The 16,312-nt window shown below is 43.3% G+C and carries 13 protein-coding genes and 2 pseudogenes; 8 read left to right on the top strand and 7 right to left on the bottom strand.

Going from position 1 to position 16,312, the window contains the following annotated elements; translation table 11 throughout:
• Positions 1–125: 125 nt before the first annotated feature.
• Positions 126–443: a hypothetical protein gene (locus FD44_RS07650; protein ID WP_133278272.1), complete on the bottom strand. Its 318-nt coding sequence runs from the start codon at positions 441–443 to the stop codon at positions 126–128.
• A gap of 649 nt (positions 444–1,092) precedes the next feature.
• Here FD44_RS07650 and FD44_RS07655 point away from each other — a divergent pair.
• Complete coding sequence (locus FD44_RS07655) at positions 1,093–1,647, top strand: MarR family winged helix-turn-helix transcriptional regulator (protein ID WP_010619283.1); 555 nt, start codon at positions 1,093–1,095, stop codon at positions 1,645–1,647.
• A gap of 18 nt (positions 1,648–1,665) precedes the next feature.
• Complete coding sequence (locus FD44_RS07660) at positions 1,666–3,438, top strand: ABC transporter ATP-binding protein (protein WP_029327505.1); 1,773 nt, start codon at positions 1,666–1,668, stop codon at positions 3,436–3,438.
• A 118-nt stretch (positions 3,439–3,556) separates the two neighbouring features.
• Here the strand turns inward: FD44_RS07660 and FD44_RS07665 are convergent, their stop codons facing one another.
• The 3 genes and pseudogenes from FD44_RS07665 to FD44_RS07675 all read right to left on the bottom strand — a co-directional run bounded on the left by FD44_RS07665 (position 3,557) and on the right by FD44_RS07675 (position 6,437).
• Positions 3,557–4,519, bottom strand: a complete 963-nt coding sequence (locus tag FD44_RS07665; RefSeq protein ID WP_010619285.1) for an electron transfer flavoprotein subunit alpha/FixB family protein — start codon at positions 4,517–4,519, stop codon at positions 3,557–3,559.
• 10 nt (positions 4,520–4,529) lie between these two features.
• Positions 4,530–5,303 carry an electron transfer flavoprotein subunit beta/FixA family protein gene (locus FD44_RS07670; RefSeq protein WP_010619286.1) on the bottom strand — a complete coding sequence of 258 codons (774 nt, stop codon included), beginning with the start codon at positions 5,301–5,303 and terminating at the stop codon, positions 4,530–4,532.
• Positions 5,304–5,315: 12 nt separating this feature from the next.
• Positions 5,316–6,437 (bottom strand): annotated as a pseudogene (locus tag FD44_RS07675) (acyl-CoA dehydrogenase family protein).
• Positions 6,438–6,601: 164 nt separating this feature from the next.
• Between FD44_RS07675 and FD44_RS07680 the strand changes: the two are divergent.
• From FD44_RS07680 to FD44_RS07690, 3 genes are all read left to right on the top strand, one after another.
• A complete protein-coding gene (locus FD44_RS07680) occupies positions 6,602–7,462 on the top strand; it encodes a helix-turn-helix transcriptional regulator (protein ID WP_010619287.1) in 861 nt (286 codons plus the stop codon).
• 94 nt (positions 7,463–7,556) lie between these two features.
• Complete coding sequence (locus tag FD44_RS07685) at positions 7,557–8,069, top strand: hypothetical protein (RefSeq protein ID WP_010619288.1); 513 nt, start codon at positions 7,557–7,559, stop codon at positions 8,067–8,069.
• Positions 8,070–8,230: 161 nt separating this feature from the next.
• Positions 8,231–11,353: a YfhO family protein gene (locus tag FD44_RS07690; protein WP_010619289.1), complete on the top strand. Its 3,123-nt coding sequence runs from the start codon at positions 8,231–8,233 to the stop codon at positions 11,351–11,353.
• A 59-nt stretch (positions 11,354–11,412) separates the two neighbouring features.
• Here FD44_RS07690 and rbsK read toward each other — a convergent pair whose 3' ends face one another.
• Complete coding sequence (rbsK, locus tag FD44_RS07695; protein ID WP_010619290.1) at positions 11,413–12,318, bottom strand: ribokinase; 906 nt, start codon at positions 12,316–12,318, stop codon at positions 11,413–11,415.
• 175 nt (positions 12,319–12,493) lie between these two features.
• Here rbsK and FD44_RS07700 point away from each other — a divergent pair, with 175 nt between their 5' ends.
• The 3 genes from FD44_RS07700 (at position 12,494) to FD44_RS07710 (ending at position 15,539) form a co-directional block, all read left to right on the top strand.
• Positions 12,494–13,150, top strand: a complete 657-nt coding sequence (locus FD44_RS07700; protein ID WP_010619291.1) for a hypothetical protein — start codon at positions 12,494–12,496, stop codon at positions 13,148–13,150.
• Between the two features lie 120 nt (positions 13,151–13,270).
• Entirely contained in the window at positions 13,271–14,887 is a 1,617-nt protein-coding gene (locus FD44_RS07705; RefSeq protein ID WP_235786612.1) for a gamma-glutamyltransferase family protein, read from the top strand.
• A gap of 55 nt (positions 14,888–14,942) precedes the next feature.
• Positions 14,943–15,539, top strand: coding sequence for a B3/B4 domain-containing protein (locus FD44_RS07710; RefSeq protein WP_010619293.1), 597 nt, complete (start codon positions 14,943–14,945; stop codon positions 15,537–15,539).
• A 166-nt stretch (positions 15,540–15,705) separates the two neighbouring features.
• Here the strand turns inward: FD44_RS07710 and FD44_RS07715 are convergent, their stop codons facing one another.
• Together FD44_RS07715 and FD44_RS10390 are read right to left on the bottom strand one after the other, a co-directional pair.
• Positions 15,706–16,008 carry a hypothetical protein gene (locus FD44_RS07715; protein ID WP_010619294.1) on the bottom strand — a complete coding sequence of 101 codons (303 nt, stop codon included), beginning with the start codon at positions 16,006–16,008 and terminating at the stop codon, positions 15,706–15,708.
• Between the two features lie 116 nt (positions 16,009–16,124).
• Positions 16,125–16,312 (bottom strand): annotated as a pseudogene (locus tag FD44_RS10390) (IS30 family transposase); the annotation flags it as partial.

A 16,312-nucleotide genomic window follows, 5' to 3' on the forward strand; every position in this document is an offset into this window, starting at 1 on the left:
CTCAGGAATCAGCTTACATCCACCTTAAGGCCAAATAGAATGGGAAAACAAATTATACCAATTAAAAGTGTGTTATATATAGCGTTTTTGATGGATTTCATAGAATAATTACTCCAATTGAAAATTTAGAAGCACACATCAGAGATAACTCGAGAGGCAACACCTGCCCAATAATTATTTAAGCCAACTTTTTTTAGAGCTTTTTTTAAAGCAGTTTCAATTTTGCCGCCGAAATTACCGGCGTAGTTTGCTACTTTATTAATTGCAGTCCAATTAAGTCCAACAGCTTGTAATCCAGTAGTTTTAGCGATTTTGGTGTATGCTTTCTTGCCCATTTTTTTAAGTCCGGCTTTCATCAATTTAGCTGCAGCTTTTGCAGTTAATCCTGCCTTACCACTTTTTTCTGTATTTGAAATAATGGTCTGTCCATAACTTGGATCCAAAAAATCAGCGGAATCTTTAACTTCATTTACAAGACAACTCAAAATTACATTAACAGATTGCCTCTGCTGTTCTGTTAATTATTTATCGGTATTAGCAATAAAAATTGGATTATTAGGATTAAGTGTCACTACTTTATTAGGTAATTCACCGGTATCATTGTTGACACTTTTGGACAGATCAATAACTTGATCAGCTTTTACTGTGTAAGCTGATTGAATAAATAGTGCTGATAATAAAATGCTTGTTAATAAAGTGGATACAACTTTAATTAAATTTTTAATGATAATTACTCCTTGTGGTTAATTTTATTATCAATGCGCATTGAGTTATTTTGTTAACATAAAAAGCTTAAAGCCGTGGGACTAATAATACAAGTAACCAGTAGTTTACGGATAGCTAAATGTGTGACCATTATAAATTTTTGGCAGAAAATGATTCAAAGAAGTGTAAGTCCTGAAGTGAAAGGAGCCATCCTACTGCAACGACTTAGGATACCAAAGGAAAAGACTGGGGTCAGAAAATCTTTTAGTGTCAAATAAAATAGGGAAGTTTGTTGACAAAGTAAAAAGAGGCGACTATATTATCATTTAGTTAGTTTAATTAATCAAAAGCTAACTAAAACACAAACGAAAATTTGGAGGCAGTTCAATGTCAGATAAAACAAACAGTCTAATGGACTTATTTAGTCAATTAATGACGCAGCCATTCTTTATGGGCGCCTTAAAACGAAACGAAAACATGCATCGTTATAGCGATCTCGATAAAGGACGGGGTCGCGAACGCTTATTGAAATTACTGAGTAAGCAGGATGGGTTAACGAACGCTGAAATTGTTGAGCTACTGGATATTCGACCTAGTTCAGTCAGTACCATGGTCAAACGATTGGAAGACGGCGGCATTGTTGAGCGGCAACCACTTGAAAGTGATGGTCGCATGTCCGCTATCCATTTGACCGAGAAGGGTCGCAAGCTCCTGGATTCAACTAATCAAAGCCATAATGAAATTTCGGAAATATTCTTTGAGTCTTTATCCGAAGACGAGCAACAGCAGCTTCATGATTTGTTAAGTAAGCTGTTAAGTGGAATGCCCGATGTCAAAAAAGAAATGATGAAGTTCATGCCGCACCATGGTCAGTTTCATAGAGGACGACCATTTGATTTTCATGACGGAATGAATGGAAGAAACCCGTTTGATCGGGATTAATTAGAAGAAGGCGCAGTCATGCAAAGAGGACCACGAGGCACAAGCATGCCTTATAAAAAGACAAAATTTAGTTTAAAAAGTTTCTTTGGTTTGCTGAATCAAACAAAACCGGCGTATTGGTTACTAGGCTTGGGATTGTTTTTCGGCCTCATTTCAACGGGTGCCCAATTAGCAATCCCCAAAATGGCCAGCAGTCTGATTAATAGTTTGAAACATGCATCTAATTATCATGAATTAGAGTTGGTTATTGGCCTTTTCATTGGAAGTGCGATTATCAGCGCCCTTTCAGGATCCGTTCTTGGATTCTTCGGTCAGGATGTAGTCGCAAAACTTCGGAATCGGTTATGGGGAAAATTGCTTCATTTACAAATTCCTTACTTTGATAACACCAAGTCGGGAGAGATGACATCGCGTTTAGTCAACGACACAACGCAAATCAAGGATTTTCTTGCTAGCGCGGTTCCTTCAATGGTGACCTCCATCCTGATAATCATTGGTGCTTTATTTTTAATGATTCAAATGGATTGGCGGATGACTGCCATCATGGTTCCAGCAATTCCGCTGGTACTCCTAGTGATGATGCCACTCATCCGTTTGTCAGCCAAGGTGGCGCGTGCTCGCCAAGATGCGCTTGCTACGTTTACCGGTGATACGGGCGAAACATTGAGCGAGATTCGGCTGGTGAAATTATCAAACGCCGAACCCTACGAAGAAAAACGAGGGGCAGATTCAGTAGAGAAACTCTACCGGATTGGGTTGAAAGAAGCCGTTTACGCTTCTATAGCGAATCCCCTTATAATGGGGGTGATGATGGCGCTAGTGATTGGCGTATTGATCTATGGTGCTAGTCGAGTTTCGGCAGGAACGATGACGATGGGGACCATGTTTGCGTTCCTGATGTACCTCTTCCAGATAATGGGACCCGCAGGAAATTTGGGCAACTTCTTCTCGTCAATGTCACAGGCTAGCGGTTCCACAGAACGGGTGAGAGACTTGCTAAATGAACCAGAGGAAGATTTAAGTGCTGATGGCTCATTAGATATCGACAATGAAACCCTCAAAGTCAGTCACGTGAACTTTGCCTATGATCAAGATGAACCAATTATTCAGGATCTCTCATTTGAAGCAAAACCGAATACAGTTGTTGCGTTTGCTGGGCCTTCAGGTGGCGGTAAATCGACAATCTTTAGTCTATTGGAACGCTACTATGAGCCGGATTCAGGCAAAATTACAATTGGTGATCAAAATGTGACGGATTTGAATTTGGCAAATTGGCGCGAGCAGATTGCCTTTGTATCTCAAGACTCAGCCATTATGGCGGGCACCATTCGCTATAATTTGACGTATGGATTGGCCGATGACGACATTGACGACTATACCGATGATGACCTTTGTCACGTCTTAACGTTAGCTTATGCAGATAAGTTTGTTCATGAAATGCCGGATGGATTAGACACGACCGTCGGAGAGCGGGGCGTCAAACTTTCAGGCGGACAGCGACAACGAATTGCAATTGCGCGAGCCTTTTTGAGAGATTCAAAGATTTTAATGCTCGATGAGGCAACGGCATCATTGGATTCAGAATCAGAGGCCATGGTTCAAAAAGCCATTGATGAATTGATGAAGGGCCGGACCACTTTGGTCATCGCCCACAGACTGAGCACGATTGTTAATGCGGATACCATCAACTTCATTGAAAAAGGCCATGTGAGTGGTAGTGGGACGCATCAAGAACTTCAAGAGAAATCTCCATTGTATCGAGAGTACGTGAAGACGCAGTTTAATCAATAATTTATTAGAAGAGAAAACAGCTTGACGTGAGCAACATGAATTCTAAAACAAATACAAAAGGGCTCCAATCTAGTTAGACAACTAATCTAACTGAATTGGAACCCTCTTTTTATCATAGTTATTTAATATCGTTTACCAATGCTTCCAAAAATTCATTCGCAGTTCCAACATAGCCGAAGTCAGAAACGGCAAAAATTGGCGCTTTGTCATCTGTATTGACAGAAACGACTTTACCCGCATTTTCGATTCCAACGGTGTATTGCACAGCACCGGAAACGCCTAGATTGATGAGCAAATCAGGTGCGATCGTGTTTCCACTTTGGCCAATTTGGCTTTCGTGACTGAACTTAGGGTTATCAGTCAGGGGACGGGAAACACCGACCATGCCACCCAATTTTGCTGCAGCTTTTTCAGCTAGCGCGATAGTTTTGTCGTTGTCTGCGCCTCGACCCAGGGCGACCACAATCTTGGCATCCGCAATGTTAGCGGAGCTACTGATAATTGGCTTTTCGCTGACGACTTCAATGTTAGCTTCTGAATGAAAGGTGAAAGTCGCGGTGGTTATTTTAACGTTAGCACCAGTGACCTTTTCCGCATTAAACGTATTCGGTCGAACCGTTGCCATTTGAGGGCGGTGGTCAGGGCACAGAATCTCACACATGATGTCGTCACCATACGTTGGTTTCACCTGAATGAGGTCCTCACCATCGTAATAAACGTCAAGACAGTCGGCCGTCAAACCGGTTCGAAGCTTAGCCTGCAAACGGGGAGCAACTGAACGACCTTGCACCGTTGCGGGGAAGAGTAAGCCGTTTGGTGTATTGGCACTGACAACCTGAAAAAGCGCGTCGGCAAGCTCACCATCAGTTGGCTGAGTGAAATGGTCGTCTTTGAGAACGATGATTTCGTCTGGACCATATTCCTTAACGGTTTCCTCGGCATTCGTGGTTAAATCTTCTGCAAGGAGGGCAACGACTGGTCGACCTTCCGCAATTTGGCGAGCTTTTGTAATCAGCTGGAGACTAGTTGGCTCAACCTTTTGTCCGTTTAATTGAACGTAAACCCATAATGCATTATTCATGATTGACCTCCTAATTGTTCAGCTCTGAAAGTAGTTGAGTGACGGCTTTTGATGCATGGGTTGGCAATTGTTCCATTTGTTTAGTGGCCTTATCTGGCGCATAAACCTTTCGAACAACAGTTGGCGAACCTGCCTGACCAATTTGTGAGTTATCTAAATCAAGGTCCTTTTCACTCCAAATGGTGACTGACTTTTCAAAACTCGTTTGAATGTTCAACGGATTTTCATAGCGCGGTTGATTGAGTTCCGCCCGAACGGAAACCACAGCTGGTAAGGTTACTTTGACTTCTTGAACAGCGCTGTCGAGTAGTCGTTTTACCACTAACACGTTGTGATCGTGCAACTCGATGTTTTCGGCAAAGGTAATTTGTGGAATGGCGAGATCTTCAGCCACGATTGGGCCAACCTGGCCAGTGTCGGCATCAACGGATTGACGGCCAAATAGAATAAGGTCAACATTGCCAATCTTTTTAATTCCTGCGGCGAGGGTGTAGGCGGTTGCGAGCGTATCAGCACCACCGAATGCCCGTGAGCTTAGCAAAACAGCTGAATCTGCGCCCATTGCCAAACCATCGCGCAATGAACTGATGTAGCTATCCGGTCCCATGCTGAGCAAAATGACCTCACCGCCAGCCTGTTCCTTCAATTGAATTGCAGCTTCAATGGCATTGCGGTCATAGGGATTAATGTCGCCCTCCACGTTTGACCGGACGAGGTTATGAGTTTCAGGATCAATTTTAACGGCCCCAACTGGCACCTGTTTAATACAAACGACAATTTTCATTTTGGTAGCTCCTTATTTAGTGACTTCGCTAAGTGAGATTTCGGTATTCATCTTTTCAACGGTACCCTCCGCAATTTCCATTGCGCGGGCATCCCGAATGAGATGTTCAACCGGATACTCGCGACTGTAGCCGTAACCGGCAAGAACCTGCAGTGCCTTGTCACCAGCTGAAACGGCTGCACGACTCCCATAGGATTTCGCCATTGCGGCAACTTCGGAGTAGGGTTGGCTAGCATCCTTCGCTTTCGCGCCTGCCTCGTATAGCAACTGGGTATTTTGTTTGGCAATCGCAATGTCAGCTAATTTTTCCTGAATAATTTGAAGTTCATAAAGGGGAGTATCGAGGGCTTTTCGCTGCTTTGTGTAATCAATGGCAATCTTTAACTCGTGTTCTAAAATGCCGGCTAAAACAGCGCCCATCAAAATTCGTGCATCATCGTGCGCATTATTACCAATGTCGTGTCCCTGACCAATTTTCCCAAGCATGTGGTAGTCGGGCACCACGATGTGATCCATCACGATTTCACCCACAGGAACACCCTTTAAGCCGAGAAAATATTATCGCTTGCCAAATTGGAACCCAGGCATATCTTGATCGACCACGAATACGACAAATTCGTCATCCTCAGTTTTTGCGAGAACACAGTAAACTTGTGCGAGGCCGCCATTTGTAATCATGATCTTATCGCCAGTAATCACCCAGTTGTCACCCTGTTTAACGGCGCGGGTAGAAATTCCGGCAGGATTGGAGCCCCCTGAGGCCTCGGTTTGCGAAAAGGCGAAAATTCGGTTGGTTGCGGATGGTAAGTATTTTTGGTTCAGCTTCTCGTTTCCGTATTTGAGGAATTGTTCAATCGTTTTAAAGTGGCCCTCCAAAGTGACGGCCATACTTGCATTACCAAACGCCATATGGTGCAACGCCTCGGCAGCAGATTCATAGTCAAACGCGGCGCCGCCAAACTCACGGGGAAGGATCATTCCCAACAAGCCATTATCGATTACCTTTTGGAATAATCCGTCGGGGTAATCTCCTAATTTATCAATCGCCATATCTAGCGGTGCCAACTCGTTAGTCGTAAAATCAACAATCATTCGTTGGAGCATGTTTCTTGCAGCCAGTTTATCAGCAGTCATAATGACACTCCTTAAATAATATTTTCACAATTCTCTTTATTCCAATAATATATATCCAAATATTCCAATAGTCAATAATTTCACTTGTGAAATCACAAAAGCGATTGGGTTTGGGCAAGAGTCTGCTATAATGAAGTCAAATCTTTGAATTAGAGGGCCTAGACATGGATATTGAAAAGTTTATTCAAACCCGGAAAAAGTTAGGTTATACACAAGCAACGCTCGCCGAAGGGATTTGTACACAGGCGACGATTAGCAAATTCGAAAAAAATGGGAAAATGATTTCGACGAAGATATTGGTTCAGTTGTGTAAACGACTGGGATTATCATTGAATGATATTTTTCCAAATGAGGACATGAACGATACTGGTTATTCTCAAATTCTTGAGCGAGCAGAATTCGACCTCATCACAAGCGACTATCAAGATGCCTTTAAACAATTAGAGCTGGTCGACTTTGATCGGCTAAATAATCCAGAAAGCAAGATGCAGTATCTGTATGTTCGCGGATTTAGTTTGGCGTTGAGTAACCAAAAACAAGATGATGCGATTTTTAGTTTTGAACAAATTTTGAATGGCTTAGACGAGGATCACGAGACAATTTATGCGCAGCTTGCTTACGTTGGACTAGGAATTTCATATGCTAACGCCGGTGACCAGAAGCGCGCAGAATTCTTCTTTTCCAAAATGCCAGAACGATTGAGTCACGTTAACCAGACCGACACGAGTACCGTGTGGAAGGTATTAAGTATGCTGTTCTATACAGGAGAATTTTACTCAAACGTCGCCGACTACGAAACTAGCAACACGCTGTTGGAGAATGTGATCACGCGAAGCTCCGAGCGTCACGTTACTTTTTACACTGCCAGAGCGCAGTATCAGCTTGCCCAAAACTGGGTGGCGATGAAAACGGATAAGGCACAGGTGCTTGCAATGCTACGAGATTCGGACGCATTTGCCCGGTTTAACCATAACGAAAAACTGCTTAAGCGTGTCCGCCGATTGATCCAAGAGATTGAAGAGTAAGAATAGAAAACTTTATTTCTTCCTATTTAAGTTATAAAAAAGTCATACCTTTTCGCTATTCTTATAGAATAGATAAGCTGAAGGGGTGACTTGAATGAATAATAATAGCTATAAACAATTTTTAATTAAATTTGGGATGCAAAATAGCATATTTGAGGCGCAGAACTTTTTTGACCTATTAGAAGTACCAGTTAGTTACCAGCAGAATTTTACTAAGCTGCGGGATAATGTGTTGAAGCCATTGACGATGCTCAGCGAATATCGGATAAAATTTCAACTTCAATATGAAGGACATCAATTAGTGCAAGTTATTTTGAATCAGCCTGACCAATGTGCCTTTCTGACTTATTCTCAAGTTCCAGACTTACATTTGAATGAGGTGGAGCAAGAGGCTTTAGCAAGATTCTCAACCTGCTACCACGTTGAAGAAATAATGGATCCGCAAATTACACGAAGACGGGCGACACTTAACGCATTAAATCGTTTATCAAATCGAGAATTTAAAAATTATCAGCTCGCTGTTGAAAAGCAAAACGAAGCGCCGGTTGTGAACCCAGTTGTCAAAACGCTGGTATGGCCAGGGCTGGAGAACCGGGATTACGCGTAGCTAATTTAAGATAGACTTTCAGAGATGGGGGTCTTTTTTTATATTTCAAATTTCTCATTAATATGAAGAATCTCTCATGAACATTGACTTACCGCATGATGTATTGGAAAATGTGGTAGTTGTGTTTCAGAGGATTTAATAAATGGAGTGTTAACGAAATTATGATAAATCAGAACCGGCACATGTCTGCCAAACCACGTGGGCGAATGCTTGATCGCATTTGGGTCCCACTTATCGCGTATACCGTCCTGTTCGTTGCGATTGTTGCAATGACGTATGGCCTTATTTATCTCAATAGTCGATCATTTATTTGGGAATTGGATGGGATTGCCCAACATTTTCCAATATTAACGGAATTACATAAATTATTAACGAGCCATGAGTCGCTTAGTGGCTGGTCGTGGGATCTGGGGCTCGGTGGCGATAAGTTATCAACCTTCTCCTATTACGTGCTGGGGGATCCGGTGAACTACTTAGTTGCGCTATTTCCAGCTAGGTTAATTGAACGGGCCTATCAATTATTTATTATTATTCGATTGTATGCCATTGGATTGGCCTTTATTCCCTTTGCAAAAAGCTTGGGATTCAAGCATCGAAACATTGTGATTGGAAGTCTCCTTTACACATTTAACAGCTTTACCTTTTATGTCAGTATTCATCACCCATTTTTCTTGATGCCATTGATCTTCCTACCGTTGTTATTCTGGGGAATTGACCGGATTTATCAGGGAAAATCACCAATTGTCATGATGATTGCAACGGCGTTTACGCTCCTTAGTAACGTCTATTTTGCCTACTTATTGGGATTGGTTAGTTTCCTATACGCCATTATTCGGTATATTGACATGAAGGTGCGCCGAACGCTTAATCGCAGCCTGCTACAAATATTGGGGCATTTTGCTTTAACCATTGTGGTCGGTATATTAAGTGCTGGCATTCTGTTGATTCCAACCGTTATTGCCATGTTGTCTTCAACTCGAGTTGGAGGGACCAACTTTGCAAATGGGTTCAAATTGTATACCCATGACTATTACTTAACCTTACCAAGTTCAATCCTTTCAACAAACGGGGTGAACTATTGGTTGATATTTGGGATAACGGGTCTCAGTTTCTTGGGAATGATCTATGTCTTCAAACATTTCAGAGAAAATGGCGCACTAGCCACTGGTCTCATCTTGGTTTTCCTTGGAACCCTGTTTCCATGGGTTGCCGCAACGTTTAACGTTATGTCGTCGCCTTCTAATCGATGGGTGATGGTTATTCAGCTACCAATGGCCCTAGCGGCAATGGTTCTGCTTGAACATTTCAACAAATTAAGTACATCTGATTGTTGGTGGATGACAATTGGGTGCTTACTCCTACTTGTTGTTTCATGGGCCTTGATTGGGGGGCTTTTCAGGGATGCACACGAAGTAATGGCCTACGTTTTACTGGCCGCTACACTTGTGATTGTCATCACCCCTAACCTCTTTCTCAACCATGCAAGCTGGCGATGGCCCGCTTTGGGGGTCGCGACCTTTGTTTCATTGATTAGTACTGGAATGGGCCTATATAACACAGATGCTTCCAGCTACACTGAACAGCAATTATTTGCGGGTAGTGCAACGCAGTGGGCTAAGAACTACTATGATCAAGTGGATCAAAAGCTGAAGCAGTCAGCAAGCAATTTTTACCGGACGTCCACAACCAAGGGCTACTATAACTACAAAACGGTTAACAACGATATTCCAATGCTTTTAGGAGTCCATAATATTGGGGCTTACTATTCGGTTCAAGATAAAAAGGTTTTAGACTTTTCGGAATCGGTTGGAAATTCGCAATCCGCAATGAATGATCCGATTAGAAGTGCCGATCACAGAACCACATTGGAAAATGTGCTTGGCGTGAGATATCTATTCATGCGTATTGACCAAGTTGGCAAGCAGTCGATGCCATATGGCTTTAAATACGTTCGTAAAGCAAATGGCCATATTCGCGGTTTTCGGGATAAGAAGGCGCGTGGCGTAGGTAATAATACGGGAACGGTCCTTTTGAAGAACAACAATGCCTTACCATTAGCGTATGTGCAAACAAAGCAAGTGACTAACGCCCAATACCAAAAGATGTCCCCTTGGCAACGAGAACAGAGTATGACGTACGGTGCCGTTACGGAAGGTAAGGCAACGGGCGTCAAAACGGCAAAGGTGAAAAATCGCAGCAAAACAATTAGTTATGCAGTCGAAAATCTAAGCCATCCCCTCATGAATAAACGACAAGTCGTCCTTTATCGTGAGCGGAATAACTTTGAAAAATCGATTTCTGTTTTGCCCGAAAGCCAAAGTAAATCACAAATCCAGACCTTTACACCTAAGGTTGACAAAGATCAAAAATACGGTTCAGGTGCCTATCCAGCAACCCCAACGTTGCAACAAGCATTGAATAAAAACCGCAGCATTTATGAAGATAACGCAACGGAAAACGAATCCGGACTTCACTCAATTACGAGTGATGCATCTGGAAACGTGATGGTATACAAGCTGAACTTTAAAAATCCAAGTAAGGTGAAGAATACGGAACTGTATTTAGACCTGTCTGGAATTTCAATTAAAGCACCAACCACGCGTGACGTGTTAACCCAAAAATGGTATGTGTCCGTCTTCAGGAATGAAACTCGCTCGAAGTTCAAAGAATTCCAGCAAATGCGCTCGGCCATCTTAAATCCGAACGTGAAGGGCTACTCTTTGACGGCAGAAACGGCGGATAATTCCAATAATAGTGTTCAACTTGGGGTTAATAACATGTCCGACTACGAAAAGAAGTCGCATACGTTGATTAACCTAGGTTACTCCACAAAGAATCGAAAGGGCGTTGTCCTGAGATTAACGGGTGTGACGGGGTTGAACATCAAAAAGGCAAAGCTGATTGCGGTTCCATTTGGTAAATCATATACCAATCGCCTTCAGAAGTTGAAGAAGACGAAGCTGAACAATTTGACGATTCACTCGAATAAAGTGACCGGTACGACTCATAATTCAACCAATGGGATTCTCACGACCTCTATTCCTTACAGTAAGGGATGGAAGTTGACGGTGGATGGTCAAGCCAAAGCGACAAAGGTTGTTAACAAGGGCTTTGTTGGGGCGGCTGTTTCAGCGGGTCACCATAAGATTGTGTTGACGTACCATACTCCCGGTTTAACGCTTGGAAAAGTGGCAACCATCATTGGGCTCTTGGGCTTAGTGGCAAGTGGTATTCTATTTTCGGGAAGATTCGTAGAAATGAAACGAAAAGAAAATAGGCATTAAATTAAAAACAGGCCAACGTGGACAGTTTTCCGTCCAGGTTGACCTGTTTTTATGTGCAATTATAAATTCTTCAACTCTGCTGCAGTTGGATAAGATTTTTGAGTGCCTTTTCTTGTGACCGTCACCGCCGCATAATCATTGGCGTGTTGGAGGGCTTCAGAAACGGACTCACCCGCCACGTAGTAATGGGCAAAGGCACCAATGAATGAATCACCAGCGCCGGTCGTATCAACAGCATCAACTTTGTGAGCGTCAATTAGTTTGAAATCGTCCTTGCAAACCCAAAGGACCCCACGAGAACCAATCGTCACAATGAGATTTTCGACACCCTCATCGATTAATTTATGAGCAGCTGCCTTAATCTCATCGATACTTTCTACTGGCATACCCGTGATGGTTGAAAGCTCAGTTTCATTAGGGGCATAGAACTGCACTTGGTTAACAAATTCCCTGTTAATTCCCTCAACGGCAGGAGCTGGATTTAGGAGAACGGGAACGTTGGCTGCACGCGCAATTTCAATCGCCCTGTAATTCGTTTCCAGCGGAATTTCCTGCTGAAGGACAATTAATTTTGAGGACTGAATTTGAGATTTGAATTGGTCAAGTGCGTCTGGTGTTAACTCATCATTGGCACCCTTCACAATAATAATTCGGTTGCCAGATGTGGGTTCAACGAAAATTGGGGCAACGCCGCTATTGGCCTTACCGTGAATAATCATATCCGTTTTGATACCATTTTCTTGATAGTTGTCGAGTTGTTGCTGGCCGAATTCATCAGCACCGACCGCCGTAATCATGGCAACATCGGAACCAAGGCGGGACGCAGCAATTGCCTGGTTGGATCCTTTACCACCAAATCCCATTGAGAAAGAGGGGGCACTGATTGTTTCGCCTTCTTCGGGCATCCGATCAATATAAGTCATGAGGTCAATCATGTTTGAACCAATTACGGTAATATCTGCCATTTTGTATTCACTCCAAGTTAAAATTTCATTACTGGTAACGCTTACATTTTAGTATAAACTATTTTGAAAACGAAATGGTCAATTATTGAAAATTAAGTAAGAAATTTATCAAAATGGGAGCGACAGGCTGAATATGGTAAACTGACCCCATAATCAATTTGAAATAGGTGAGTAAATGGTTAAGCAGGGTAAATTTTCGCGAGTTAGTTCCCAGAAACAATTAAAAAATCGAATAAAACAGAAGAAACAGGGAAACAGGCGAACCATCGCCGACGAAAAGTTGGAGGAATTTGTCCTGGTTCGTTACGGGCTGACGCTTAAAAAGAATCTCAATAAACTGTCACAGGAAACAATGCAGCGGTTTTTAATGATTTGGATTGAAACCGGACAAACGATTGAGTCCACGAAATGGTCAATTCAACAACTGACGAAGACGACTTTGCAACGAGTCAATATCCGAGTTCCCTGGCAATTTTTCAAAGAGATGGCTGAAAATTGGGGCGTTGTTCAGCACTTCATCGTCAAGGAACTTCCGGCGGTCCCACTTGCTCAGCGCCTACTAGTGACGGATGAGTTAGATAAGGTGGGGATTCAAAAGCTGATCTCTGAACAGCTAGCGGTCAACTTTTTCATTGATACGTTCCAGGAGGACGCAAAGCGGTTAGCCGGCGTGACAACGGAACAGATTCAGCAACTTCAATCGAGTTTCTTAATTGATGATCAGATAGATTGGCAAAAAGTCCAGACCATCTTCGATCCATTGGGCTATGTTCGTAACACCAATGATGATGTTTCGACGCAAGAATGGTTGAAACAGCTCGCACAATCCTAAAATAAAAGCACGAGAATCGCTGATTTATGAGCGTTTGTCCGTGCTTTTTTGTGTTGACACCAAATGAGGTAATGGTATATTAAAATTAGTTTTCTAATATGATTTTAATAATTGAGAGAAGTGACTGACTTGTTTGACTATGAATATCAACCGTTCGCATCAAAGCGAATGCCAGTTGTTGCACGAAACGGGATGGTTGCGACGGCTCAACCATTAGCTGCGGAAGCTGGTTTAGAAATTTTGAGACAAGGTGGAAATGCGGTGGATGCTGCAGTTGCCACTGCGGCCTGTTTAAGTGTTGTGGAACCCACCACTAATGGCATTGGCAGCGATTGTTTCGCCATCATTTGGATGAAGGGCAAGCTCTATGGCCTGAACGCAAGTGGTGTGGCACCGCAGTCAATTTCGGTTGATAAATTAAAAAAAGCTGGCTTCGACCAGATGCCAACTTACGGTTGGGAGCCCGTCATGGTTCCTGGAACGCCGGCTGGATGGGCAGCGTGTTCCAAGCGTTTTGGCAAATTACCATTGACTCAAGTTTTGGCACCGGCAATTAAATATGCAGAGGAGGGCTACCCACTTAGTCCGCAGCTTGCAAAACTTTGGCGTAATGCGTCATGTAAATTTAAAAAGGCGTTTCATGGGCCACTTTTTGATGAATGGTTTAAGGTGTTTAATCCCAATGGTAAAATTCCAACTGCGGGGGAAATGTGGCGGTCACCTGATCACGCAAAAACGTTGCAGGAAATTGCCGAAACGGACGCTGATTCATTTTATCATGGGCGTTTGGCAAAGCTGATGAGTGATTACGCCGCCAAAACTGGCGGTTATTTGAGCTTTGAAGATTTGAACCAGTATGAAGCGGAGTGGATTAAACCACTTAGCGTTGACTATAAGGGATATGATGTGTGGGAATTACCACCAAATGGCCAAGGAATGGTCACTTTGATGACCCTCAATATTCTGAAAAATCTTGATTTTCCAACGCCTGACCCAGTTGAAAATTTGCATCGGCAAATTGAAGCCATCAAGCTGGCGTTTGCGGATGGGAAGCAATACATCACCGATCCACGTGATATGGGCGACCAAGTGGCGGCCATGCTCAAGCCTGAATACGGACAAGAACGCGCAAAATTGATTTCCAAAACCGCCTTGCAGCCGGAACCAGGACGGTTGCCAAAGGGTGGCACCGTTTATCTCTGTACAGCGGATGGTGAGGGGAACATGGTTTCCTGGATTCAGAGTAACTATATGGGATTTGGGTCTGGTGTGGTCGTTCCTGGAACGGGCATTGCCCTGCAAAATCGTGGGGAGACCTTCTCATTTAACCCTGAAGATGCGAACGTGCTGGTCCCTGGGAAACGGACCTACCACACTATTATGCCAGGGTTCCTGACTAAAAACGGTCAAGCGGTTGGCCCGTTTGGCGTGATGGGTGGGTACATGCAACCACAAGGTCATTTGCAAGTTGTCACAAATTTAATCGACTTTAACTTAAATCCGCAAGCGACATTGGATGCACCGCGATGGCAATGGCTTGAGGACAAGAAAGTGTTGGTAGAGAAAAGTCTCTCACAGCCATTAGCTGAGGCATTACAACGACGGGGTCATGAAATTTCAGTGGACTTAAGTGGTGGCGCATTTGGTCGTGGCCAAATCATTTTGCGTAACCCAGAAACGGGTGTGTTAGTTGGTGGAACGGAACCGCGAGCTGATGGCAGCGTGGTCGGCTTTTAGCATTGTTTTGGTAAGGCGGCAAGGCTATAATGAAGCCAATAAATGAGATGGAGTGATGACGGTGGCACATCAATTTACGATTACGGAACCATTTCGGGATATTTTTACGGAGGTGCAATTGGCAGTTATTACCGTTCGGGGAATCGATAATCATGATAACGGACAGGTACCGGCGCATTTGCTAGCGGATGCGAATGATCAAGTCGAGGACTTAATTCCCTATGAGCCAATTAGCAAGAACCCGTTGATTCATGAATGGCGTGAGGCTTTTTCAAAGTTTAAAACGAAAAAGGGTGCTCGTTTTGCCGTGGAAAATTTATTGAAGCGGGCAAAAAAGGGGCATCCAGTTCGAAGTATTAATCCGATAGTTGACTTATATAATACAATTTCGCTCACTTATGGGTTTGCAGTTGCCGCTTTAGATGAGGACAAAATTAATGGCAACATGCAGTTAACGGTGGCGAAGGGTGGTGGGCCGTTTGTCGCAATTGGTGAATCGGAAAATGACCCGGCGTTGCCCGGTGAAGTTATTTATCGGGATGATGTTAACGTAACGAGTCGTTGCTGGGCCTGGCGAGATTCGGAGGTTTCCGAAGCAACTGAGGATTCCACTAATTTTCTCCTGTACATTGAGTGCCTAAAGCCGGAGTGACAGGAAACTCATCGAAAAGCCGTAAAAGAACTAACTGATAATATCAAAACTTATTTAGGTGGCGAAATAGCGGTACAGTTGATTACGAAGGACAAGCCGACGATTATGATTAAGTAGAAATAGGGGACTCAGTCATTTGACTGAGTCCCTATTTAAAATCCATTTTCTATCCAATTAAGTTCTGTTTTACAATGTTTATTTCTGGAAGTGGTTGTGTCGGATCAGCTTCCGAATCGTGCACCATTTTAATAATATCATCTTGAGCAGGCACTTGAAGAATGGTTTGGTCTTGACTGGAAGCAAAGCAGATGTTTTTGAGACGGTAATCAGCGGTCATGCCGTTGTTGATAATCCCAATCATTTCTAGAGCTGCCTGACCTGTCAGGAAAAATTTCTCTGGAGTAGAGAAGCGCTGAAAGGCGGCACTACCAAATTGGGCAATGCTTTTTTGGTGCTCCGGATCATCCAATAGAACCTTATAGCGAATGGTGACTGTTTCTTTAGTTATTTTATTATTAAAGTTAATTCCTCAATTGTCAAATCAAGTGCAACACTAAGAATCTATTCTTAGAAGTGGTCTAGTTGCTAAGCTAGTTCAGGCATTAGATCGGCTGGGCAGCGATAGTTCAATGACCGCCGTAGCCGGTTGTTTAAGGTATCTTGAGCCAGCTGAATGTCAATGAGTGAGGCCGAAGCCAAGGATCTGCCCTTCGGGAAGAACTCGCGCAAAAGGCCGTTAGTGTTCTCATTGGTTCCACGTTCCCATGGTGAAT

Origin of the sequence: Secundilactobacillus malefermentans DSM 5705 = KCTC 3548, assembly GCF_001436395.1 — a bacterium.
Lineage (GTDB): Bacteria > Bacillota > Bacilli > Lactobacillales > Lactobacillaceae > Secundilactobacillus > Secundilactobacillus malefermentans.

Bases quoted from the DNA above. Each gene is read 5' to 3' on its own strand.
- FD44_RS07655 (WP_010619283.1), top strand. From the start codon at position 1,093: ATGTCAGATAAAACAAACAGTCTAATGGACTTATTTAGTCAATTAATG.
- FD44_RS07660 (WP_029327505.1), top strand. From the start codon at position 1,666: ATGCAAAGAGGACCACGAGGCACAAGCATGCCTTATAAAAAGACAAAA.
- FD44_RS07665 (WP_010619285.1), bottom strand. From the start codon at position 4,519: ATGAATAATGCATTATGGGTTTACGTTCAATTAAACGGACAAAAGGTT.
- FD44_RS07670 (WP_010619286.1), bottom strand. From the start codon at position 5,303: ATGAAAATTGTCGTTTGTATTAAACAGGTGCCAGTTGGGGCCGTTAAA.
- FD44_RS07680 (WP_010619287.1), top strand. From the start codon at position 6,602: ATGGATATTGAAAAGTTTATTCAAACCCGGAAAAAGTTAGGTTATACA.
- FD44_RS07685 (WP_010619288.1), top strand. From the start codon at position 7,557: ATGAATAATAATAGCTATAAACAATTTTTAATTAAATTTGGGATGCAA.
- FD44_RS07690 (WP_010619289.1), top strand. From the start codon at position 8,231: ATGATAAATCAGAACCGGCACATGTCTGCCAAACCACGTGGGCGAATG.
- rbsK (WP_010619290.1), bottom strand. From the start codon at position 12,318: ATGGCAGATATTACCGTAATTGGTTCAAACATGATTGACCTCATGACT.
- FD44_RS07700 (WP_010619291.1), top strand. From the start codon at position 12,494: ATGGTTAAGCAGGGTAAATTTTCGCGAGTTAGTTCCCAGAAACAATTA.
- FD44_RS07710 (WP_010619293.1), top strand. From the start codon at position 14,943: ATGACGGTGGCACATCAATTTACGATTACGGAACCATTTCGGGATATT.